We start from the raw sequence: 19,753 nt of genomic DNA, 5'->3' as shown, positions 1-19,753 counted from the left end.
AATCGGGCGACGGACTGCAGGGAGCCCGGCGTGGGATCGAATCCGATACAGCTCGTGGCACTCGCCGCGGCGGCGATGGTCGCCGTGCTCGGACTCGTCCTCTTGATACGACGACATCCGCGGTGGGGTATGGCCCTGTGGACCCTCGCCTTCTTCTTCACTCCCATCTGGCTCGGTGCCGGCGGCATGGGAATATTCGTCAGCGGCCTGACCGCGATGACGGTGATCGCGATCATCTCGGGGATCGGTCCGAACCTGCGGTGGTCGATCGTCGACTCCGTGATGGTGATCCTGCTCCTCGTGATCCTCCTCGCCTACGCCATCGGCGGATCGATAACGGGACACGTGCAGGACAGCGTCGTGATGTGGTTCCTGCCATACGCCTGGGGCAGGATCGTGCTCGCGCGCGTGAGCGAGGAGTGGGTCGCGGCCTGCATCGCCACTGCGGCTGTCGTAGCCGCTCTCCTGGGCATCCTCGAGTTCGTCACGAGCGAGAACCTCTTCCTCCTGGTACCGGGGGCTTCCTCGTCCATCTGGGGCGTCTTGCAGGTGCGCGGCGGCCTGCTCCGCGTGGAAGGTGCCTTCGGACACTCGATCGCACTGGGCGGCGCGCTGGCGATGTCGGCGGCCTTCGTGCTCGCGGTGCGGTGGCGCCCGTGGGTCCGCGCGTCCGCACTGGTCGTCGTCGGCGCTGCGACGGTGCTCACGTTCAGTCGGCTCGGCATCATCGGCTTCGCCGTCACGCTCGTGCTCGGGGTCATATTCCTCGGCGCCTATGTCGGTCGCGGGCTGCGCATAGCCGTGCTGTCGATCCTCGTCGTCGGAGCCGCTGCGGTGGTGCCGACGATCCTCGACGTCTTCGGAGAGGCGGGCGCGGAGGCGGAGGGAAGCGCCGACTACCGCGTCGACCTCCTGGGGCTCACCAACTCGATGGCGGTGCTCGGGATCTCCCCGGCGCGAGAGGTGCTCCCGACAGGTGAGGACTACTGGGCGGGATTCCGCTCGATCGACAGCGCGCTCATCCTGATCGGACTCCGTTTCGGGCTGCTTCCGCTCGCCGTGGTCCTCGTGCTCCTCGCCATCCTTCTCGGCAGCGTCATCATCGGTCGCGCCACACCGGCCAGCGTGGCGCTGGTGGCGCAGATCCCGGCGTTTGCGACTGTCGCGCTCATCACCCAGTACGCCGCGTTCGTCTGGTTCGCGGCAGGTCTTGCGGTGAGCGCCTACGCGCTGCGGTACGGGCATAGGGAAGGCCTGTCGACAGCGACGGTCGGCCGGTGGCACGGCGTGACAGGTTCGCGCGATCGTCTGCCCACAGCGGGAATGTCGCGATGAGATTAGGAATCCTCGGCGTCGTCGGTACCCTGTATCCCAGGGGAGGGGCGGCGACACGTCGCCTGATCCGTTCGCGTTCTCAGAGGCGCGTGGAATGAGCGGGAGCGAGTGGCCGACATCAAATCGCAGGTGACGCCGGGACGCATCTTCGGAGTGCTTGTCCGCGCGTGGTGGGTGCTGCTCCTGGCAGGGCTCCTGGGCGGACTGCTCGCGTTCGGATACTCGAGCACGCTTCCCGCCATCTACCAATCCACGTCGTCGACCTACTTCTCGATGCGGTCAGCCAGCAGCGGCTCGGACATCAACCAGGGCTCCGCCTACACGCAGAGTCAGATGCTCTCGTTCGCTCAGCTCGCCATGTCCGCCGTCGTGCTCGACGCTGTACGCGACGATCTGGACGTCGACCTCACGAACTCGCAGATCCGGAATATGACGACTGTGACGATTCCGCAGAACACCGTCATCCTCGACGTCACGGCCGGTTCGACGGACCCGGAGTTCGCTGCCGAGCTCGCAAACAGCATCGCCGACAACCTCGCGCAGGTCGTCGAGGAGATCTCCCCCAAGGACGATGCCGGCAACGCCACCGTCGTCGCACGCGTGATCGAGCCGGCGACGCCCGCCGCCTTCCAGTCCTCGCCGAACAAGCAGCGCGACGCCGTTCTCGGAGCCTTCGCCGGGGTCCTCCTCGCCATCTTGGCGATCACCGTCTGGACGTTGCTGGACACGCGCGTCCGGTCGGAGGAGGCTCTGCGGCGCATCACCGACCTGCCGGTCCTCGGTGGCATCCCACGGCGCAAGGACGGACACCGGGTGGCCCTGGTGGTCGCGGAACCGAACGGTACGGGGGCCGAGGCGTACCGGCGCGTGCGGTCCAGCCTCCGGTTCGCCGCGGTCGAACACTCCATCTCGGCGATCGCCGTCACCTCGTCGATCCCCGGTGAAGGCAAGACTTCCACCGCGGTGAATCTCGCGCTCACCTACGCTGAAGCGGGCCTGCGCGTGCTGCTCGTGGATGCGGACTTGCGTCGCCCGATGGTGGCCGAGACGCTCGGACTCGAGAACTCCGTCGGCCTGACGACGATGCTCGTCGGCGCAGTCGACTTCGAGGACGCGAGCCTGCCCTGGGGTGACACCTCACTGTGGGTCCTCCCCGCGGGCGAAGTGCCGCCGAATCCGGCCGAGCTGCTGGCGTCCGCGCGGATGACGGAGCTGCTCCGTGAACTCCGCGGGAAGTTCGACGTGATGGTGGTGGACACCGCTCCACTCCTGAGCGTGTCCGACGCGACGATCATCGCGCAGAGCGTCGACACCACCATCGTCGTCGCCGATGTGAGCAAGGTCCATCTGGCCCAGCTTGCCCGATCGCTCGAAGCCCTCGACCGGGCGCGTGCTCAGGTCGCCGGAGTGCTGTTCAGCCGCGTCAAGCGCAAGCGTGGCGACGATTACAACTACTACTACGGCCCGTCCGGAGGGAAGCGCCAGCGGACGACAGCACCCCAGACGCGGCGCGACCGGCGCGGCGCGAAGGCGGCGGCCTCCGCCCCGCTTGACGTCGCGCCAGTCGACAGCACGCCGGCGACAGCGGCGGTCGCTTCTGCGACCGAAGCCGACAGAGCCCTCGAGGCGCAGCCGCTCGACGACGAGGGGCTGCTTGAGGGGCTCGACGTCGACCCGGGGCTTGATGCATCGAGCGACGTCGACGGCCCCATCGACGACGAAATCACCGTCACCGGCCGTGCCGACGGAGACGCTCGGATCAGTGCCGACCGTTCGGACTAGTGACGAGCTCGGCGACCCTGGCCTGGTAGCGCTGCGGAGAGTGTCGGTCGGCGGCCAGCCGGCGCGACGCGTCCACCTGGCCGCGCACCTCCGACCACCGAGCGGCCAGGTCGACGAGCGCGTCGGCGATGGCGGCGGCGGAGTCCGGCGTGACGCGCCAAGCCGTGGGGATGCCATCCGTCGCTTCGCGCAGACCCGAGGTGTCGCTGGCGATCACGGGGCGGGCCGCGAGGATGCCCTCGACCGCGGTGTTGCCGAACGGCTCGTCCAGTCGCGACGGCACGACGAGCACATCCGCGCGGTCGAGAAAGCCCCAGATGTCCGACTGGAACCCATGGAGTGTGATGCGCTCGCCGAGCCTCGACGCCTCGATCGCGATGCGCAGCGACTCCTCGTACGGCTCATAGCCCTCAAACGTCGATCCGACGATGTCCAGAGTCGCCTGGATGCCGCGCTCGTCCAGGAGGCGCACCGCATCGACGACGAGATCCGCCCCCTTACGGGGCGACAGCCGGCCGACGAACAGGATCCGCAGCCCGTCCGAGGTCGCCTCGCGTGGCGCGGACGGTGCTGACGGCCCGGGGACCGCATTGGGAACGATCTCCGCGCGCGCCGCGAGCCGGGGGTAGGTCGAGGTCATCACCGCTGAGCTGAAGGCGCTGTTGACGAGGATGCGATCGGCGAGGAGAGCGGGCCCGTATAGGACGGACTTCGTCAGCCGGCCGGCAGAAGCCTCTCCTTCGTGGACGTGCAGTACCACCCGGGCCCGGCGGAGCCTGCCCAGCAGCGGCCAGAGGGGCAGCGTGATCGTGCTCACGTAGAGGACTTCCGGGCGGGTGCGGCCGAGCACGGACCAGGCCGCGCGGGCGCCGTTCCATCCCGTACGCACGAGCTCTCCCCAGCCGGAGGGCCGCATCAGGCGCTTGCGCAGGACGAACGCCGGCCCGACGACCACCTCGGCGCCGTTCTCACGCAGTGCGTCGCTGAGCGGACCCTCTTCGGGCAGGGTGACGACGACTCGATCCGCGGAGCGGACCAGCCCGATGACGCTGTCGAGCAGTACGCGGTCGGATCCGTAGAGTTCGGACCCCGGATGGGCGACGAGAACGGTGGACGACGTCATCGAGTCAGTTTGACAGAGCATCCGCACCCACCCTGCCAGCCGGGGTACGGTGGGCGTCATACATCGTGGAGGAGGAAGATGTCGAACCGGGTGCTCTTCGTATGCGCGGCCAACGTCTGCCGGTCGCCGTTCATGGCAGCGACGTTCGTTGAAGAGGGATCCGGGAGTGTCGACGGCACCGAGTGGGCCGTTCGCAGCCGGGGCATCTCCGTCGTCCGGCAGCACCCCATGTGCCGGCTGGCTGCGTCGCTGATCGACCCGGGCACGGAGGGCGCGGCATCCGCTGCGAGTCACGTGTCGACGCAGATCGCGCACGCAGACCTCGACGAGCACGATCTCATCATCGCCGCGTCGCGTGAGGAGCGTGCGCGCGTCGCCCGGATGCAGCCGAGGACGCGCGGGCGCACCTTCACCCTGAAAGAGGCGGTCGCTCTGGGCGCGCCGCCGCTGGAAGAGGGTGAACGCAGGCGAGTCCTGGCAGACGGCAGAGGGCCCGCGACGCTGGCGGACTACGCGGAGATCCTCGACCGGCGGAGGGGGCGGGTGCGGATGCCGCAGCAGACCGGCCTACGCTTCCCGTGGTCCGCGCACGACGATCCGCGGGACGTTCCCGATGTTCACCACGACTCGACCCGTCGGCACACCCGCGTCCTCAAGGAGTCGCGCGGCCTCGTCCGCGACCTGCACGATCAGGTAAGCCACTTTCTCAGCGCAAGCGCGTGACGTCGCCGGTCCTCAGGAGCGCCGCGCGCGGAGACGTGAGGCAACCCGCGCCCTGAGGATCTCCGCACCGTACTGCCGCTGGAAGGTACGCCGGAGGCTGCGGAACTCCGCTGGGTCGGAGACGAGTCGGCGTTCGGTCAGAAACGCCGCGAGCACCCGCAGGCCCTCGTCGTCCAGACGGTGGAGGGCCCGGCGGTGCACGCCGAAGGCGGGGGCATCCGACGCCCTCGCCTGTTCGATCGCGTGGTCCACGCCGCTCCGCGTGGCGCCCCCTCCCCAGACCGTCGGCGACTGGATGGCGTCGTCGACGTACGTCCGGTCCCAGCCCCCGTCGCGACGGAGGAGCCAGGCCGAGTAGAGCGGGAACTCGGTGAGGTCGGCCCGCACGAACTCGGCGGCGAACGCCCGCCCAGATGACCGCTCGATGTCCTCGACGAGGGACCCGGCCACCTCGCGGTGCATGACGAACGGCGTCGAGGTCGGGGGGAACCGGTCGACCGCGCTCTGGTCGAGATCGAGATACTCCAGCACCCGGCGCACCCGAGGAAGCAGGGGATGGTCGCGATAGCTGTGGAATCCGGTGCGTGCGCGGCCGTCCTCCGCAAGGAAGTCGCCGACGGCAACCGGGCGGATCAGGTGGTTCTTCGCGTCGAGCAGGATGTAGGTCGGTGTCTCGACCATGCTGTGGGCGGCGAGCTTCATCACCTGCTGGCTCATCCAGCCCGATGACGCCACGTCGTTGCCGAGTTCGGAGCGCGGGACGATGCGGACGCGATCGGCCAGCGGTCCGTAAGCGTCCCGGAGGCGACGGCGTGTGCGACGCGACATCCGGGGGACCCCGTTGTCGATGACGATGACGGACGCCACATCCTCGGGTCGGGCATACAGCCCCAGCGACCGCGCCTGCAGCAGCTGAAGGGTGTCCTCGGCCCGGTAGGTGATCGTGACGAACGTAAGCGGCCTCGGGCCTCGGTCGGTCTGCATGACGCCTGCCACTCCTTGTCCCGCGAGTTCGCCACTCGCCGCGCTCCGAGCCTAGGGGCACGGCAGCGCGCGACCGCGCATCGGCCGGCGGCTCTGACGCGTCAGCCCACCGTCACCGGTTCCCGCACGCCGAAGTCCCATTCTTCGGCCCGGCGGGTCGCACGACGCGCCTCAGGGTGCACCGAGGCGCCCTTGGCGAGTCGCCGCGCGAGGCTCTCGTACGCGGCGGCGACGTCGTCCCAGCGGAACTCGTCGCGCGCGCGCACGCGGGCCCGGTCTCCGAGCCCGGCCACGGCCGAGGCATCCGACTCCAGCGCGGTGAAGTGCATCGCGATGTCGTGCTCGTCCTCGAAGAACCACGCGTCCTCCGCCAGCACTTCGCGGTTGAAGGAAACGTCGTAGGCGACGACGGCCGTGCCGGCGCCCATCGCGCGGAGGAGCGACGGGTTGGTGCCGCCGACCGAGTGGCCGTGCACATACGTCATCGCGTGGAAGTAGAGCGCGTCGAGGAGCTCCTGGTCGTAGACGCCTCCGAGGAAGCGGATGCGCGGGTCGGTCCCCGCCGCGTCGCGGATCGACTGCGTGTAGGCGGCGCTGTACGGGGCCGAGCCGACGACCACGAGGGGCCGCCGCGCATCGCTGCGGCGATAGCCCTCGACGATCTCGAGCACGTGGTTCTCCGGCTCGAACCGCGCCACGACCAGGTGGTACCCGCCGGGCTCGAGTCCGAGTTCGCGGATGCCGTCAGCGGGCGCGGAGTCGAGGATCGGCGCGCCGTACCGGATGAGCTCCGTCGGAACCCCGAACTGGTCGGCGTAGTAGTCGGAGATGCCGGGGGCATCGGCGATCAGCGCGTCTGCGGTGCGCACGCCGAACTGCTCGGCCCAGCGATAGTAGGCCTTGCCCCGTGCGCCCCACTTGGACCGCCGCCATTCGAGTCCGTCCATGTGCAGCGCGGTCGGGATGCCCCGTGCCCGCAGCAGCGGGAGGAACGGCGCGTTGGCGGCGTTGAAGACGAACGCGGCGTCGGGCCGGCGGTTCACCATCGCGTGCAGCGCTGAGAATCCGGTGTGGCTGAGCGTCTCGAGCTGCTTCTGAGGCAGGGCGGGCAGGTGCACCACGCGCATCCCCAGGTACTCCGGGTCGCGGGACTCCGAGCCGCGCGTGTAGACCGTGACCCGGTGGCCGCGCTCGACCAGCCGGCGACCCACCTCCTCGACGGCGGTCTCGAAGCCGCCGTAGGCGGCGGGAACGCCGCGGGTTCCGATCATCGCCACGGTGAGCGTGCGATCCCTCGAGTCGGCACGAAGCCCCGTCTTCTCCGACTCCATAGGTCAGTACGCTCCCTTCGGATGGGCCATGACGTGCACGGTCCTGAACATGATCATGAGGTCGTTCATCACCGACCAGTTCTCGACGTAGCGCAGGTCGAGCCGGATGCTCTCCTCCCACGACAGGTCGCTGCGTCCGCTGACCTGCCACAGACCCGTGATGCCGGGCTTGATGTACAGGCGCCGGAAGACCGTGCCGCCGTAGGCGCGCACCTCGCGCGGCAGCGGAGGACGCGGCCCGACGATGCTCATGTCGCCGATCAGCACGTTCCAGAACTGCGGCACCTCGTCGAGCGAGAACTTGCGCAGGATGCGGCCGACCCGCGTCACCCGCGGGTCCTCCTTCATCTTGAACAGCGGTCCGGAGCCCTCGTTCGCCGCGAGCAGCGCCGTGAGCCGCTGCTCGGCGTCCGTGCGCATCGAGCGGAACTTCAGGATGCGGAACTCCCGCCCATCGCGGCCCACGCGCTTCTGCGTGAAGAACACCGGCCCGCCGTCCTCGAGCAGGATCGCCGCGGCGATGATGATCGCGAACGGCGCGAACAAGGCCAGTGCGACGACGGCGACCGCGGCATCCATCGTGCGCTTGAGCGCGAGCCGCCCGCCTTCGAAGCGCGGGATCTTCACGTGGATCAGCGGCAGGCCGTCGACGGGCCGCAGCGAGATGCGCGGACCCGCGACATCCGCCAGCCGGCTGGAGAGGATGAGCTCGGATGCCGTGCCCTCGATCTCCCAGCTGAGACGCTTGATGTACTCGGGGTCGGCGTCGGGCCGGCTCGCGATGATGATCGAGTCGGCGCCGACGTCGGTCGCCGTGCGGGCGACGCTGTCGATGCTGCCGATGGACTCGTACGACATCCCGTCGACGGTGATCGCCCGGTCGGACGAGTCGGCGATGGTCGCGCCGACCACGAGGTAGCCGAGCTGGCCGTCGCGCTGCAGTGTGCGGATGACGTACTCGACGTCGTCGTGGCCGCCCACGACGAGAGTGCGCGAGGTGTAGTGGCCGAAGCGGCGCTGCCGGTGCAGCCAGCGACGCCAGGACCAGCGCCCGATCAGCAGCGCGAGCAGCCCGATCGGCGCAGCGAAGATGAGCTGCGCGCGGATGCCCTGCCACTGGAAGACGACGAAGGCGATCGCCAGGATGCCGAAGGTCAGACCCGACGCGTGCGCCACCCGTTTGTACTCGGTGGCGCCCGAGCCGGTGATCTCGCGGTCACGCGTGTGGAACGCGGCGAGCACCAGCAGCCAGAAGGCCGCCGTCACCGCCGGGATCCGCGCCACGATCCACGGATCGCTCGCCAGCAGGCCCGGTGCGACGACCAGAAGTTGGAAGACAGGCGTGAGCGCAGTCGCGAGCAGCACGATCACGGCGTCCGTGATGCGCAGACGTCGCACGTAGCGGCGCTCCCACAGCAGCCGTCTTTCGAGGATCGGGGTGGATCGCGGCGAAACGCGCGCACCCGTGAACTCTCGATCGAGCGGCGACGACGGCGCGACGGCAGTCAGCCCGGGCACCCCAAGTGCCCGCAGCCCCGTCGGCAGAGCGCTCTCGACGGCGCTCACAGCCTGTCCTCTTCTTGCAAATGCGCGAAATCGCGCGACCATCGAATCATCGATGCATCCCCAGATTTTCCCCAGTGGTTCGTAGGCCCCCCTACGAATAAGTTCTCCGAGTCCAACGGCTGCGCTGGTGATACATCAACGCTTCATCCGGCCCCAAGTCGGATGTCGCGCAACCGTGAACGTTCGGTGAACGTGAGTCGATTCTAGCCAGAGAAGCGCACGTGCCGGAAGAGGCAACCGAAATGCGGCGCGTCCGGCGTCGTTGCTAGGCTCGCGCCCGTGCTGCCCTCCGACTGGATCGAACACCGCCGCCCCGACGGCGAAGTCCTCGGATGGATGCGGGCCGACGGCGACGGCTTCCGCGTCTTCGACCTGCTGGGCCGCGAGCGGACCGACGCACCCATCGACTGGCTCGACGCCGAAGAGCTGCTGGAGGATCTCGGCATCGGCTACCTCGCGGACCGCTGGATGCTGCGGCTCGACGACGGCACGGAGCGCCCGGTGCGCATCTCCGAGGCGAGCCCCCGGGGCGTCACCGTCGTCGGGGACGAGTTCGGCGCGGCCTCGGCGGTCGGCGCCGACCTCGATCGATTCCGGCTGCCGTTCCCGGCGCCCGAGGAGCTCCGCCCTCGGGCCTGACCGGAGAGCGGCCGGTGGGTACGCTGTGGCCCATGACTACTCTCGTGCTCACCGTGGTCGGCAGCGACCGCTCCGGCATCGTCGCCGCCGTCGCCGACGTCGTGGCCACGCACGGCGGCAACTGGGAGACCAGCCAGCTCGCCGAGCTCGCCGGAGCCTTCGCCGGGATCGTGGAGGTCTCGGTGCCCGCGGAGAAGGCCGACGCGCTGCGCGCCGCGCTCTCGGGGCTCGACGGCCTCCACACCGTTGCGGTGCAGGCGGGGACGGATGCCGCTCCCGCCGCCCGCCAGCAGCTCGTGCTGCACGTGCTCGGCAACGACCATCCCGGCATCGTGCGGGAGCTGTCGGCCGCGCTGAGTGCGCAGGGGGTGAGCATCGACCGCATGACGACGGAGACGAAGGATGCCGCGATGGCCGGCGGCCGCCTGTTCGAGGCCACCGTCGTGGCCGCTGCTCCGGCGGGCGTCGACGTCGCCGCCGTCGCGGATGAGATCGAGCGCCTCGCCGCCGAGATCCAGGTCGACATCACGCTCGACTGACACCCGGCCGCGCCGCCCGTGTACGACGCAGGGCCCGGCGGTCCGAAGACCGCCGGGCCCTGCGGGGAGTCGGCTCCCCGGCCGGATCAGCTGAAGGTGCCGGCGAGCGCCGTGAGCGCCAGCTGGACCTCCGAGCCCGGCAGGCCGGACTTGCGAGCGGCGTTGTCGAGCTGCGCCTTGACGGAGCGCGGGTTCGACGGGCCGTCCGAGAGCTTCTCGGCCTGGTCGACGTGCTTGCGCACCTCGGTCAGGGCGGCTCCGGACAGGCTGCCGTCCCGCTCGGCCTGATCGATGTACGCGCGCACCACGGCGAAGCTCGGTGCGTGCGTGTACCGCGGCTGGGCCTGTGCGTTGAACTCGTCGAGCCGGTACTCGCCGGCAGCGGCGATCTCGTTCTCGCTCAGGTACTCGCTCGGCTGGAGGCCGAGGCTGTCGAAGCCGCGCCCGATCTCGTTGCCGAACACGTTGCCGTTGTACCAGTACGTCGACCAGTAGCCGCCCGTGACGAGGCTGGTCGCGCTCATCGGGCCGCGGTCGAAGTACGCGATCTCGACCGGGTTGGCGCTGTCGGTGAAGTCGAAGATCGACAGTCCGCCCTGGTACCAGGCCTGCACCATGATGTCGCGACCGGGAACCGGGATGAGCGAGCCGTTGTGGGCCACGCAGTTCTCCTGCGCCGTCTGCACCGCGGGCATCTTGTAGTAGCTGCGGAACTCGAGCTTGCCGTCCACGATGTCGAAGATGGCGTTGGCGCCCCAGTTCAGCGGATCGATGTCGCGGCAGCGCGGGCTGCTCCCGCCGCCCCACTCGTCGGTGAAGACGACCTTGGTGCCGTCGTTGTTGAACGTCGCCGAGTGCCAGTACGCGAAGCGCGGGTCGGTCACGGCATCCAGGCGCACCGGGTTCACCGGGTCGCTGATGTCGATCAGGATGCCGTTGCCCTCGCAGGCGCCGGCGGCCAGGCCGATCTCGGGGTAGGCGGTGATGTCGTGGCACGCGTCGGTCGCCGAGGTGGTCTGCAGTCCCGCACCGTGGCTGCCGCCGGGCCAGAGTCCTGCGGGGCTGCCGGTCGCGGCATCCGTGAACAGGCGCGCCTCGTTGACGACCGCGGCGGTCTCGGGAGCCGCGAGCGGCACCTTGATGACCTCGACGAGGAAGCGCGACGAGAGGATGGGGTCGCCGTTGGCGTCGAGGTGCGCCTCGAGCGTGTTGGACGTCGGCTGACCCGTGCAGCCGGCGAGGACGGCCGACGAGCGGACGCCCGCGGTGCCCGAGACGTAGACGTAGACGTTCTCGGTGTCGTCGGGGTCCTCGACGATCGTGTGGGTGTGCGAGCCGCGGCAGGTCTGGACCGCGGTGAGCTGCACCGGGTTGGTGATGTCGCTGATGTCGAACACCCGCACGCCGCGGAAGCTCTGGGGGTCGGTCGTCGGCGTGGTCTGCGTGCCGCAGTCGAGGCGGCCCGGCGACGACTCCACCGACATGAAGAGCAGGTCGCCGTAGACCGAGACGTCGCCCTGGCCGCCCGGGCAGACGAACGTGCCCGTGAGCTCCGGTGCGGCGGGGTCGCTGACGTCGTAGATCTGGAACCCGTAGTAGTTGCCGGCGACGGCGTAGTCACCCGTGAACGCGAGGTCGGAGTTGATGGTGAACGGGCTGGTCTTCTGCTGGGCCGACAGCAGTGCGATGTTGCTGGCCGCCTGCCCGGCGTCGTGGAGTCCGGCCGACAGGCCCTCGCGGGGGTCGGACTCGGTGTCGGCGGATGCCGCTCCCGCAGCCATCATCGAGAGTCCGAGCGCCAGCGCTCCGACGGCGGCGAGCGTTCGCGCCCGCCATCTCGACGTGTGGGGTGAGTGTGCGTTCATGCGGTGGGGCCCTCCCTGGTCGTCTTCATCGCATCATCGATATGTGGATTGATTCCCCAGGTCGAAGCGCATTCCGCACGAGTTCCCCCAGGGGCGTCGCGCACTTCGCATACAGCACCGATATCCAGTTGTTTCTGGCAACCTATCGGTCGGCCCAGACTCCGCGCTAGCGGTCGAGCAATCGAATCTGTGTTTCCAAGGCTTGGGATGCGTGCTCCGGGAGCGCATGATGGAGCGATCCCCACGAGAGGTAGACATGGCGAAGGTGCGGCTGCTGGTCATCGTTTCAAGTGCTCTGCTGGCTGTCGGCCTGGCCGGGTGCACCGCCGGCGAGGACGAGCCCGCCCCGCTCCCGAGCACGCCGGTCGTGCAGCTGGGTGCTCCCGGAGAACCCAACCGCACGCTTTCGCCGAGCGAGGCGGCGGGCCTCGGCACGATCGACTACGTCGAAGAGGACGTCCTGTTCGTGCGGGACATGCTCCATCACCACTCGCAGGCCATCCAGATGACCGGCTACGTCGAGGAGCGCACCACGGACGGCGACATCCGCCTCCTCGCGGAGCGCATGCAGGTCAGCCAGACGGATGAGATCACGCAGCTCGAGACGTGGCTGCAGAAGCGGGGTGAGCCCGTGCGCGACCCGGACGGCGATCACGCGCACGACGCGCAGTCCATGCCTGGCCTGCTCACCGACGACGAGCTCGCTCAGCTGGAGGCGGCGGAGGGCGACGCGTTCGACGAGCTCTTCCTCGCGTCCATGATCCGGCACCATGAGGGCGCCGTTCAAATGGTCTCGGACCTCTACGCCTCTGGCGGCGGGCAGGAGCCCGAAATCGACGCCTTCGCCCGTCACGTCGAGGCGGATCAGAACATCGAGATCGTCCGCATGCAGGAGATGCTCGCCGAGCGCTGACGGTGCCTTTCGGCCGCGGTCCGGCGCGAAAAGATGTCGGCCTCCTCGACGGCTGGTCAAACCAGGGCCATCGAGGAGGCCGTCCGCATTCCCCAATGCGGAAAGATCCCGCGGCCCCAGACCGCGTTCCCCCTGCGTGATGCGAACCTCGGGCCGGACTCCCCAGTAGTCTTGTCCCCAGAGGCCCGGGATCCGCAACAAGGTCAAATGTACCTTGTCCCCCATATGGGGGACACCCCTGAATCCAGGAACTTCAGCATTTCTTGAGGTTCCGACATCCGCTCCTCGTCTGAGCCGGCCGCAACTCCGCCGCCGCAGCTCCACCGCGCCGAATGGTGACGCCCCGCCGCGCCGCGCCGAATGGCGGCGCCGGGCGTCCTGGGCGGGCGCATCGGCGCGGCCCGAACATGAAGAAACCCCCTCCATGTAGAAGCTAGGAGAGGGTTTCAGTGGCTCCGACCGGCATCGATCCGGTGACCTTTCGATTTTCAGTCGAACGCTCTACCAACTGAGCTACAGAGCCGCGCGGCGGTGATGTGACTCGTTCGCCGCGTCCGAGACGAAAGGCCCTCCGAGAAGGGCCCGTCGCTTGGAGCGACCCTGACGGGACTTGAACCCGCGACCTCCGCCGTGACAGGGCGGCACGCTAACCAACTGCGCTACAGGGCCATGCTTGTTAAGTTGTGTGTTGGAGTGACCCCAACGGGATTCGAACCCGTGCTACCGCCGTGAAAGGGCGGCGTCCTAGGCCGCTAAACGATGGGGCCGGGTGAACCCGGGGGCTCACGCTTACCGAGGGTCAAGCATACGCAATCGATGGCGAATGCGCCAATCCAGGGCGTGGCGCCCTTGTGAACTGCGAGGTCCGGGATGACACTGGCCGTGTACCCGCTCGCCCGAAGCGGTGACACCCATGGTCTGTCATCGCTTGCAGATGTGACTGTTGTTGCTAGTGTGAAAGACGTTGACGTCGCGAGGGGAGGCCCGGTGGAGACCGACGACGCCCTCGACGAGTGCGGCTGCGCGCCGTCGCCTCGCGAGCGCCGACAGCTCTGGCCGCAGCTGAGCCGCCGCGGTGCGCTCGGGATCGGCGCGATCGCCCTCGCGGGCATCGGCGCCGTGGGCGGACCGCTCATCGCCCCGGCGTTCGCCGCCGATTACCCGTCGTGGGACGACGTCGTGCGCGCCAAGTCGAACCAGGCCGCGAAGCAGGCGCAGGTCGCCAAGATCAAGGGCCTCATCAAGGCGCTCGCCGACGACGTCGCCGCCAAGCAGGCACTCGCCGAGCAGGCCGCGACCGAGTTCTTCGTCGCGCAGGAGGAGTACTTCGACGCGGCGTACCGCAGCGAGCAGCTCCAGCAGCAGGCCGACGAGCAGGCCCGGACGGCCGTCGACGCGGCGAACAAGGCCGGCCGCGTCGCCGCCCAGCTCTACCGCAACGGCGGCGACGACACGTCGCTCCAGCTCTTCTTCGCCGGCTCCGCCGCGAGCGCCGACGACCTGCTCGCACGTCTCGGCACGATGGACAAGCTCGTCGAGCGCAACCAGGCGGTCTACGCCGAGGCGGTCACCGCGCGGGACTCCGCCCAGAGCCTCTCCGACCAGGCCGAGGTGCAGCGCGCCGAGCGCGACCGGCTCCAGCAGATCGCGCAGGAGAAGATGCTCGCCTCCCAGCGCGCGGCCGAGGAGGCGCAGGCGGCCCTCGAGACGCAGCAGAGCAAGCAGGTCGAGCTCGAGGCGCAGCTCGACGCGCTCGCGGACAAGACCAAGCGCACCGTGGCCCAGTACCAGGCGGGCGTCCGCGCCCGCGAGGAGGCAGCGCGCAGGGCGCGGGAAGAGGCCGAGCGCCGCGCCCGCGAAGAGGCCGAGAAGCTCAACCAGGGCGGCGGAGGCGGCGGAGGCGGCGGCGGTACTGGCGGCGGCGTCGTGGGCTCCGGCTGGGCCCGCCCGTCCGCGGGCTGGCACAGCTCCGGCTACGGTCCCCGCAGCGTCATCTGCGGCAACGGCTACTGCACCTCCGGGTTCCATCGCGGGGTCGACCTGGCCGCCGGCTGCGGCGCGGGCATCTACGCCGCGACCTCGGGCACCGTCCTCTACGCCGGCTGGAACGCCGGCGGCTACGGCAACTACATCCGCATCGAGCACGGCGGGGGCGTCGGCACCGGCTACGCGCACATCCGTCCGGGCGGGATCTTCGTGCGCTCGGGCCAGTGGGTCAACGCGGGACAGCTCATCGCCAGCGAGGGCAACACCGGAGCCTCCGCCGGCTGCCACCTGCACTTCGAGGTCTACGTCAACGGGGTCCCGGTCGATCCGGGCCCGTTCATGGGAGCCCGGGGCATCTCGGTCTGACCCCGAGACGACGAAGAGCGGATGCCGAGGCATCCGCTCTTCATCTCTTGACAGGTCTCAGAGGGTGTTGGGGGCGACGCCCTCACCCTGCGTGCGGGTCTCGCCCTCGTGCTCCTTGAAGCGGTCGAACGCCTCGCCGACGAGACGCTCCGCCTCAGCGGCGCCGGCCCACTCGTCAACCTTGACCCACTTGTTCGGCTCGAGGTCCTTGTAGTGCTCGAAGAAGTGCTCGATCTCCTTGCGGGTGTACTCCGGGATATCGGCGACGTCCTGGATGTGCGCCCAGCGCGGGTCCTTGCCGAGCACCGCGACGACCTTGTCGTCGCCGCCGGCCTCGTCGCTCATCTTCAGCACGCCGACCGGGCGGACCGAGGCGAGCACGCCGGGAGCGAGGTCGAAGTCGAGGAGCACCAGGACGTCCAGCGGGTCGCCGTCCTCGCCGAGTGTGTTCTCGAAGAAGCCGTAGTTGGTCGGGTAGCCGAACGCGGTGTAGAGGATGCGGTCGAGGAACACGCGGCCGGTGCCGTGGTCGACCTCGTACTTCACGCGGCTGCCGCGCGGGATCTCGATGACGGCGTCGTACGCGCCCATGGTGGTACTCCTTCGGAAGACGGTGGGATGCCGCGGACCAGCCTAGTCGCGCCTGCCCGGCCCATAACGCCCGCATCTCGGTCGCACCGCCCGGCCCATAACTCCTGCACTTCGGTGCGCGCGGGCCGGTTCGGGGCGGGTGCGGGGCGCAATCGCCCCGGCCGACGCCCGTTGTGCAGGAGTTATGGTCCGGGGGTCGCGGGTAGCGTGGGCGCATGACCGACCGCAGGCCCGGACTCGACCCCGCCGTCGCCGAGGTGCGGCGCGCCGTGCGCGAGGCGCTGGCCGGCCTCGCCGAGGGCTCGGTCGTCGTCGTGGCACTGTCGGGCGGCGCCGACTCGCTCGCGCTCACCGCCGCGACCGCGTTCGAGGCGCAGAAGGCCGGGCTGACCGCCGTGGCGGTGACCGTCGACCACGCCCTGCAGCAGGGATCGGCGGATGCTGCGGCCGCCGCAGCCGGGCAGGCCCGGGGCCTCGGCCTCGACGCCAGGGTCGTGCGGGTCGCCGTCGAGCCCGGCGGCGGGCCGGAGGCCGCTGCCCGCGCGGCCAGGTACCGGGCGCTGAGGGACGAGGCATCCGCTCTTCGTGCCGTCGCCGTCCTCACCGGCCACACCCTCGACGACCAGGCCGAGACGGTGCTCCTCGGGCTGGCCCGCGGGGCCGGGGCCACGAGCCTCCAGGGGATGGCCGCCGCCGGCGACCTCGACGGGATCGCGCTGCTGCGCCCCCTGCTCGGCGTGCGGCGCGCCGTCACCCGCGCCGCGTGCGCCGCGGAGGCGCTCGAGCCGTGGGACGACCCGCACAACGCCGATCCGTCCTACGCCCGTGTGCGCGTGCGCCGGACGGTGCTGCCGGTCCTCGAGGCAGAGCTCGGCCCGGGCATCGCCGAGGCTCTCGCTCGCACCGCCGCCCAGCTGCGCGAAGATGCCGAGGCCTTCGACGAGATGATCGACGAGACGATCGAGGACATCGTGGAGCACGTCGAGGCGGGCATCTCCGTCTCGGTCGGGGCGCTCGCCGCGAACCCGGCCGCGCTGCGCCACCGGATCATCCGTCACGTCGTGGCCAGCGAGTTCCACCAGAGCCTCACGCGCCTGCAGACCCTCGAGGTGGCACGGCTGGTGACGGACTGGTCGGGACAAGGACCTCTCGATCTGCCCGGATGCCGCGCCCGGCGCGTGGGCGGACGCATCGAGTTCACCGCCCGCCAGGACGCGTAGCCCCGCTCGCCGGTTCGACCGCGCATCGGGCACCCCGGACGATCCGCCTAGACTCTCTCCATGCGCGCGGCGGACATCCAGAGCGAACTGACCGAGATCCTCGTCACCGAGGAGCAGATCCTGGAGAAGCTCGAGGAGATCGGCGCCCGCGTCGCCGCCGACTACGACGGCAAGGATCTCCTGCTGGTGGGGGTGCTCAAGGGCGCGATCATGGTGATGGCCGACTTCTCGCGCACGCTGCCGAAGAGCGCGCCGATGGACTGGATGGCGGTGTCGTCGTACGGTGCCGGCACGAAGTCCAGCGGTGTCGTGCAGATCCGCAAGGACCTCGACACCGACCTGCACGGCAAGCACGTGCTCATCGTCGAGGACATCATCGACTCCGGCCTCACGCTGAGCTGGCTGCTGGAGAACTTCGAGTCCCGCGGGGCGGCCTCCATCGAGGTCTTCGCGCTGCTGCGCAAGCCGGATGCCGCGAAGGTCGAGGTCGACTGCAAGTACGTGGGGTTCGACATCCCGAACGAATTCGTCGTCGGCTACGGCCTGGACTACGACGAGCGGTACCGCAACCTCCGCGACGTCGCCGTGCTCGCCCCCCACGTGTATTCCTGAGTACCCCGGCTTACGCCGTCGGCACAACCGATTCGGCGTCGGCTTACGCCGTCGGCGAATGCACAGACGGGGCATAGGAGCCAGGGGATACCCTGATTCCACCGTTTGCGAGGCATCCGTCCGCCGCGCGGCGGGTTCGTCGACGAAAGGGACCGGGCGCGCGCCCGCACCATGGACTTCAAGAAGATCACCCGCAACCCGCTCTTCTACGTCCTCCTGATCGGGGTCTTCCTCATCGTGGGGTTCACGCTCATCTCGAGCCTGGGCGGCGCGAAGCAGATCTCGACGCAGGAGGGTCTCGAGCTGCTCGGCGGCGACACGGTCGTCGAGGTGCTGAACACCGACGGCGATCAGCGCGTGGACATGAAGCTCTCCGACGAGTACGAGGGCGCCAAGGACGTGCAGTTCTACTACGTCCAGGCACGCGCCGACGAGGTGGTCGCCGCGATCGACGCCGCCGATCCCGCGGACGGGTTCGACGACGCCGTGCCGCGCGCGACGTGGTTCGACGGCTTCATCTCACTGCTCCTGCCGATCCTGCTGCTGGGCCTGCTGTTCTGGTTCCTGCTCTCGAGCGCACAGGGCGGCGGAAGCAAGGTCATGCAGTTCGGCAAGTCGCGCGCCAAGCTCGTGACGAAGGAGATGCCGCAGGTCACCTTCGGCGACGTCGCCGGCGCAGACGAGGCCATCGAGGAGCTCGAGGAGATCAAGGACTTCCTCAAGGACCCCGCGAAGTTCCAGGCCGTCGGCGCCCGCATCCCGAAGGGCGTGCTGCTCTACGGCCCTCCCGGAACCGGAAAGACGCTCCTGGCCCGGGCTGTCGCCGGTGAAGCGGGCGTGCCGTTCTACTCCATCTCGGGCTCGGACTTCGTCGAGATGTTCGTCGGCGTCGGCGCGAGCCGCGTGCGCGACCTGTTCAACCAGGCCAAGGAGACCTCCCCGGCGATCATCTTCATCGACGAGATCGACGCCGTCGGCCGCCACCGCGGCGCCGGCATGGGCGGCGGCCACGACGAGCGCGAGCAGACGCTGAACCAGATGCTCGTCGAGATGGACGGCTTCGACCCCAAGGCGAACGTCATCGTCATCGCGGCCACGAACCGTCCCGACATCCTCGACCCGGCGCTCCTGCGTCCGGGCCGCTTCGACCGTCAGATCGGCGTGGACGCGCCCGACCTCCGGGGCCGTCAGCGGATCCTCGAGGTCCACGGCCGTGGCAAGCCGCTCGCCGACGGCGTCGACCTCGAGGTCGGCGCGCGCAAGACCCCGGGCTTCACGGGAGCCGACCTCGCGAACGTCCTCAACGAGGCCGCTCTGCTGACGGCGCGCTCCAACGCGCAGCTCATCGACAACCGTGCTCTCGACGAGGCCATCGACCGCGTGATCGCCGGCCCGCAGCGCCGCACGCGTGTGATGAAGGACAAGGAGAAGCTCATCACGGCCTACCACGAGGGCGGTCACGCCCTGGTCGCCGCCGCGATGAACCACAGCGACCCGGTCACGAAGATCACGATCCTGCCCCGCGGCAAGGCCCTCGGCTACACCATGGTGATGCCGCTCGACGACAAGTACTCCATCACCCGCAACGAGCTGCAGGACCAGCTCGCCTGGGCGATGGGAGGCCGCGTCGCCGAGGAGATCGTGTTCCACGACCCGACCACCGGCGCCTCGAACGACATCGAGAAGGCGACGAACATCGCCCGCAAGATGGTGACCGAGTACGGCATGACGACCGACGTCGGGCCCGTCAAGCTCGGTGCGTCGTCGGGCGAGGTCTTCATGGGCCGCGACATGGGCCACGGGCGCGACTTCTCCGAGCGCGTCGCCGAGCGCGTGGACACCGAGGTGCGCGGTCTCATCGAGCAGGCGCACAACGAGGCCTACCACGTGATCAACGAGAACCGCGAGATCCTCGACCGGCTCGCGCTGGAGCTGCTCGAGAAGGAGACCCTCGACCACCTCGAGATCGCCGAGATCTTCGAGGAGATCAAGCGCCTCCCTCCCCGCCCGCAGTGGCTCTCGAGCGAGCAGCGCCCCGTGTCGGTTCTGCCGCCGGTCGAGGTGCCGGTGCGCGGCGAGCCCGTCGGCGCAGTGGCGCAGACCGAGGCGGAGCAGCCGGCGACCGAGAAGGCCGCCAAGCGTCGCCCGACCGGTCAGGCGCGTCCCGCGACCGCGTAG

General features: G+C 69.6%; 16 protein-coding genes and 3 tRNA genes. 10 read left to right on the top strand and 9 right to left on the bottom strand.

Annotation, left to right across the window (positions count from 1 at the left end):
- Positions 1 to 54 precede the first annotated feature (54 nt).
- Both ACE3O1_RS01040 and ACE3O1_RS01035 read left to right on the top strand, forming a co-directional pair.
- Positions 55 to 1,335: a hypothetical protein gene (locus ACE3O1_RS01040; protein ID WP_374311534.1), complete on the top strand. Its 1,281-nt coding sequence runs from the start codon at positions 55 to 57 to the stop codon at positions 1,333 to 1,335.
- 108 nt (positions 1,336 to 1,443) lie between these two features.
- Complete coding sequence (locus ACE3O1_RS01035; RefSeq protein WP_374311532.1) at positions 1,444 to 3,117, top strand: polysaccharide biosynthesis tyrosine autokinase; 1,674 nt, start codon at positions 1,444 to 1,446, stop codon at positions 3,115 to 3,117.
- On the opposite strand, the gene ACE3O1_RS01030 is transcribed toward ACE3O1_RS01035, so the two are convergent.
- A complete protein-coding gene (locus ACE3O1_RS01030; protein ID WP_374311530.1) occupies positions 3,095 to 4,240 on the bottom strand; it encodes a glycosyltransferase family 4 protein in 1,146 nt (381 codons plus the stop codon). The two genes, ACE3O1_RS01035 and ACE3O1_RS01030, sit on opposite strands and share 23 nt — an antisense overlap.
- On the opposite strand from ACE3O1_RS01030, the gene ACE3O1_RS01025 reads away from it, so the two are divergent.
- Positions 4,211 to 4,963: a hypothetical protein gene (locus ACE3O1_RS01025; protein ID WP_374311528.1), complete on the top strand. Its 753-nt coding sequence runs from the start codon at positions 4,211 to 4,213 to the stop codon at positions 4,961 to 4,963. The genes ACE3O1_RS01030 and ACE3O1_RS01025 overlap by 30 nt on opposite strands.
- A 12-nt stretch (positions 4,964 to 4,975) precedes the next feature.
- Here the strand turns inward: ACE3O1_RS01025 and ACE3O1_RS01020 are convergent, their stop codons facing one another.
- The 3 genes from ACE3O1_RS01020 to ACE3O1_RS01010 all read right to left on the bottom strand — a co-directional run bounded on the left by ACE3O1_RS01020 (position 4,976) and on the right by ACE3O1_RS01010 (position 8,844).
- Entirely contained in the window at positions 4,976 to 5,947 is a 972-nt protein-coding gene (locus ACE3O1_RS01020) for a DUF6492 family protein (RefSeq protein WP_374311526.1), read from the bottom strand.
- 101 nt (positions 5,948 to 6,048) lie between these two features.
- On the bottom strand, positions 6,049 to 7,278 hold the full coding sequence (locus ACE3O1_RS01015) for a glycosyltransferase (protein ID WP_374311524.1): 1,230 nt from the start codon (positions 7,276 to 7,278) through the stop codon (positions 6,049 to 6,051).
- 3 nt (positions 7,279 to 7,281) lie between these two features.
- Positions 7,282 to 8,844: a sugar transferase gene (locus tag ACE3O1_RS01010; protein ID WP_374311522.1), complete on the bottom strand. Its 1,563-nt coding sequence runs from the start codon at positions 8,842 to 8,844 to the stop codon at positions 7,282 to 7,284.
- Positions 8,845 to 9,123: 279 nt separating this feature from the next.
- Between ACE3O1_RS01010 and ACE3O1_RS01005 the strand changes: the two genes are divergently transcribed.
- Together ACE3O1_RS01005 and ACE3O1_RS01000 are read left to right on the top strand one after the other, a co-directional pair.
- On the top strand, positions 9,124 to 9,483 hold the full coding sequence (locus ACE3O1_RS01005) for a hypothetical protein (RefSeq protein WP_374311520.1): 360 nt from the start codon (positions 9,124 to 9,126) through the stop codon (positions 9,481 to 9,483).
- Between the two features lie 32 nt (positions 9,484 to 9,515).
- Entirely contained in the window at positions 9,516 to 10,022 is a 507-nt protein-coding gene (locus tag ACE3O1_RS01000) for a glycine cleavage system protein R (RefSeq protein ID WP_374311518.1), read from the top strand.
- Positions 10,023 to 10,108: 86 nt separating this feature from the next.
- Here ACE3O1_RS01000 and ACE3O1_RS00995 read toward each other — a convergent pair whose 3' ends face one another.
- Positions 10,109 to 11,887 (bottom strand): LVIVD repeat-containing protein, encoded by a 1,779-nt coding sequence (locus tag ACE3O1_RS00995; RefSeq protein WP_374311516.1) that lies wholly within the window; start codon positions 11,885 to 11,887, stop codon positions 10,109 to 10,111.
- 256 nt (positions 11,888 to 12,143) lie between these two features.
- On the opposite strand from ACE3O1_RS00995, the gene ACE3O1_RS00990 reads away from it, so the two are divergent.
- Entirely contained in the window at positions 12,144 to 12,800 is a 657-nt protein-coding gene (locus tag ACE3O1_RS00990) for a DUF305 domain-containing protein (RefSeq protein ID WP_374311514.1), read from the top strand.
- 450 nt (positions 12,801 to 13,250) lie between these two features.
- Here the strand turns inward: ACE3O1_RS00990 and ACE3O1_RS00985 are convergent.
- From ACE3O1_RS00985 to ACE3O1_RS00975, 3 genes are all read right to left on the bottom strand, one after another.
- Positions 13,251 to 13,323: transfer RNA gene (locus ACE3O1_RS00985), tRNA-Phe, on the bottom strand.
- A gap of 72 nt (positions 13,324 to 13,395) precedes the next feature.
- A tRNA-Asp gene (locus ACE3O1_RS00980) sits at positions 13,396 to 13,469 on the bottom strand.
- 25 nt (positions 13,470 to 13,494) lie between these two features.
- Positions 13,495 to 13,567, bottom strand: a tRNA-Glu gene (locus ACE3O1_RS00975).
- A 220-nt stretch (positions 13,568 to 13,787) separates the two neighbouring features.
- On the opposite strand from ACE3O1_RS00975, the gene ACE3O1_RS00970 reads away from it, so the two are divergent.
- Positions 13,788 to 15,152: a peptidoglycan DD-metalloendopeptidase family protein gene (locus tag ACE3O1_RS00970; protein ID WP_374311512.1), complete on the top strand. Its 1,365-nt coding sequence runs from the start codon at positions 13,788 to 13,790 to the stop codon at positions 15,150 to 15,152.
- A 57-nt stretch (positions 15,153 to 15,209) separates the two neighbouring features.
- Here ACE3O1_RS00970 and ACE3O1_RS00965 read toward each other — a convergent pair whose 3' ends face one another.
- Positions 15,210 to 15,743 carry an inorganic diphosphatase gene (locus ACE3O1_RS00965; RefSeq protein WP_374311510.1) on the bottom strand — a complete coding sequence of 178 codons (534 nt, stop codon included), beginning with the start codon at positions 15,741 to 15,743 and terminating at the stop codon, positions 15,210 to 15,212.
- A gap of 215 nt (positions 15,744 to 15,958) precedes the next feature.
- On the opposite strand from ACE3O1_RS00965, the gene tilS reads away from it, so the two are divergent.
- The 3 genes from tilS to ftsH all read left to right on the top strand — a co-directional run bounded on the left by tilS (position 15,959) and on the right by ftsH (position 19,753).
- Positions 15,959 to 16,963: a tRNA lysidine(34) synthetase TilS gene (gene tilS / locus ACE3O1_RS00960; protein ID WP_374311508.1), complete on the top strand. Its 1,005-nt coding sequence runs from the start codon at positions 15,959 to 15,961 to the stop codon at positions 16,961 to 16,963.
- A 60-nt stretch (positions 16,964 to 17,023) separates the two neighbouring features.
- Entirely contained in the window at positions 17,024 to 17,575 is a 552-nt protein-coding gene (gene hpt, locus ACE3O1_RS00955; RefSeq protein ID WP_374311506.1) for a hypoxanthine phosphoribosyltransferase, read from the top strand.
- A 171-nt stretch (positions 17,576 to 17,746) separates the two neighbouring features.
- On the top strand, positions 17,747 to 19,753 hold the full coding sequence (gene ftsH / locus ACE3O1_RS00950) for an ATP-dependent zinc metalloprotease FtsH (RefSeq protein WP_374311564.1): 2,007 nt from the start codon (positions 17,747 to 17,749) through the stop codon (positions 19,751 to 19,753).

It is taken from the genome of Microbacterium sp. (assembly GCF_041909575.1).
GTDB lineage: Bacteria > Actinomycetota > Actinomycetes > Actinomycetales > Microbacteriaceae > Microbacterium.
The sequence above is the reverse complement of the archived record's forward strand: the minus strand, read 5'-3'. Positions and strand labels throughout refer to the sequence as shown.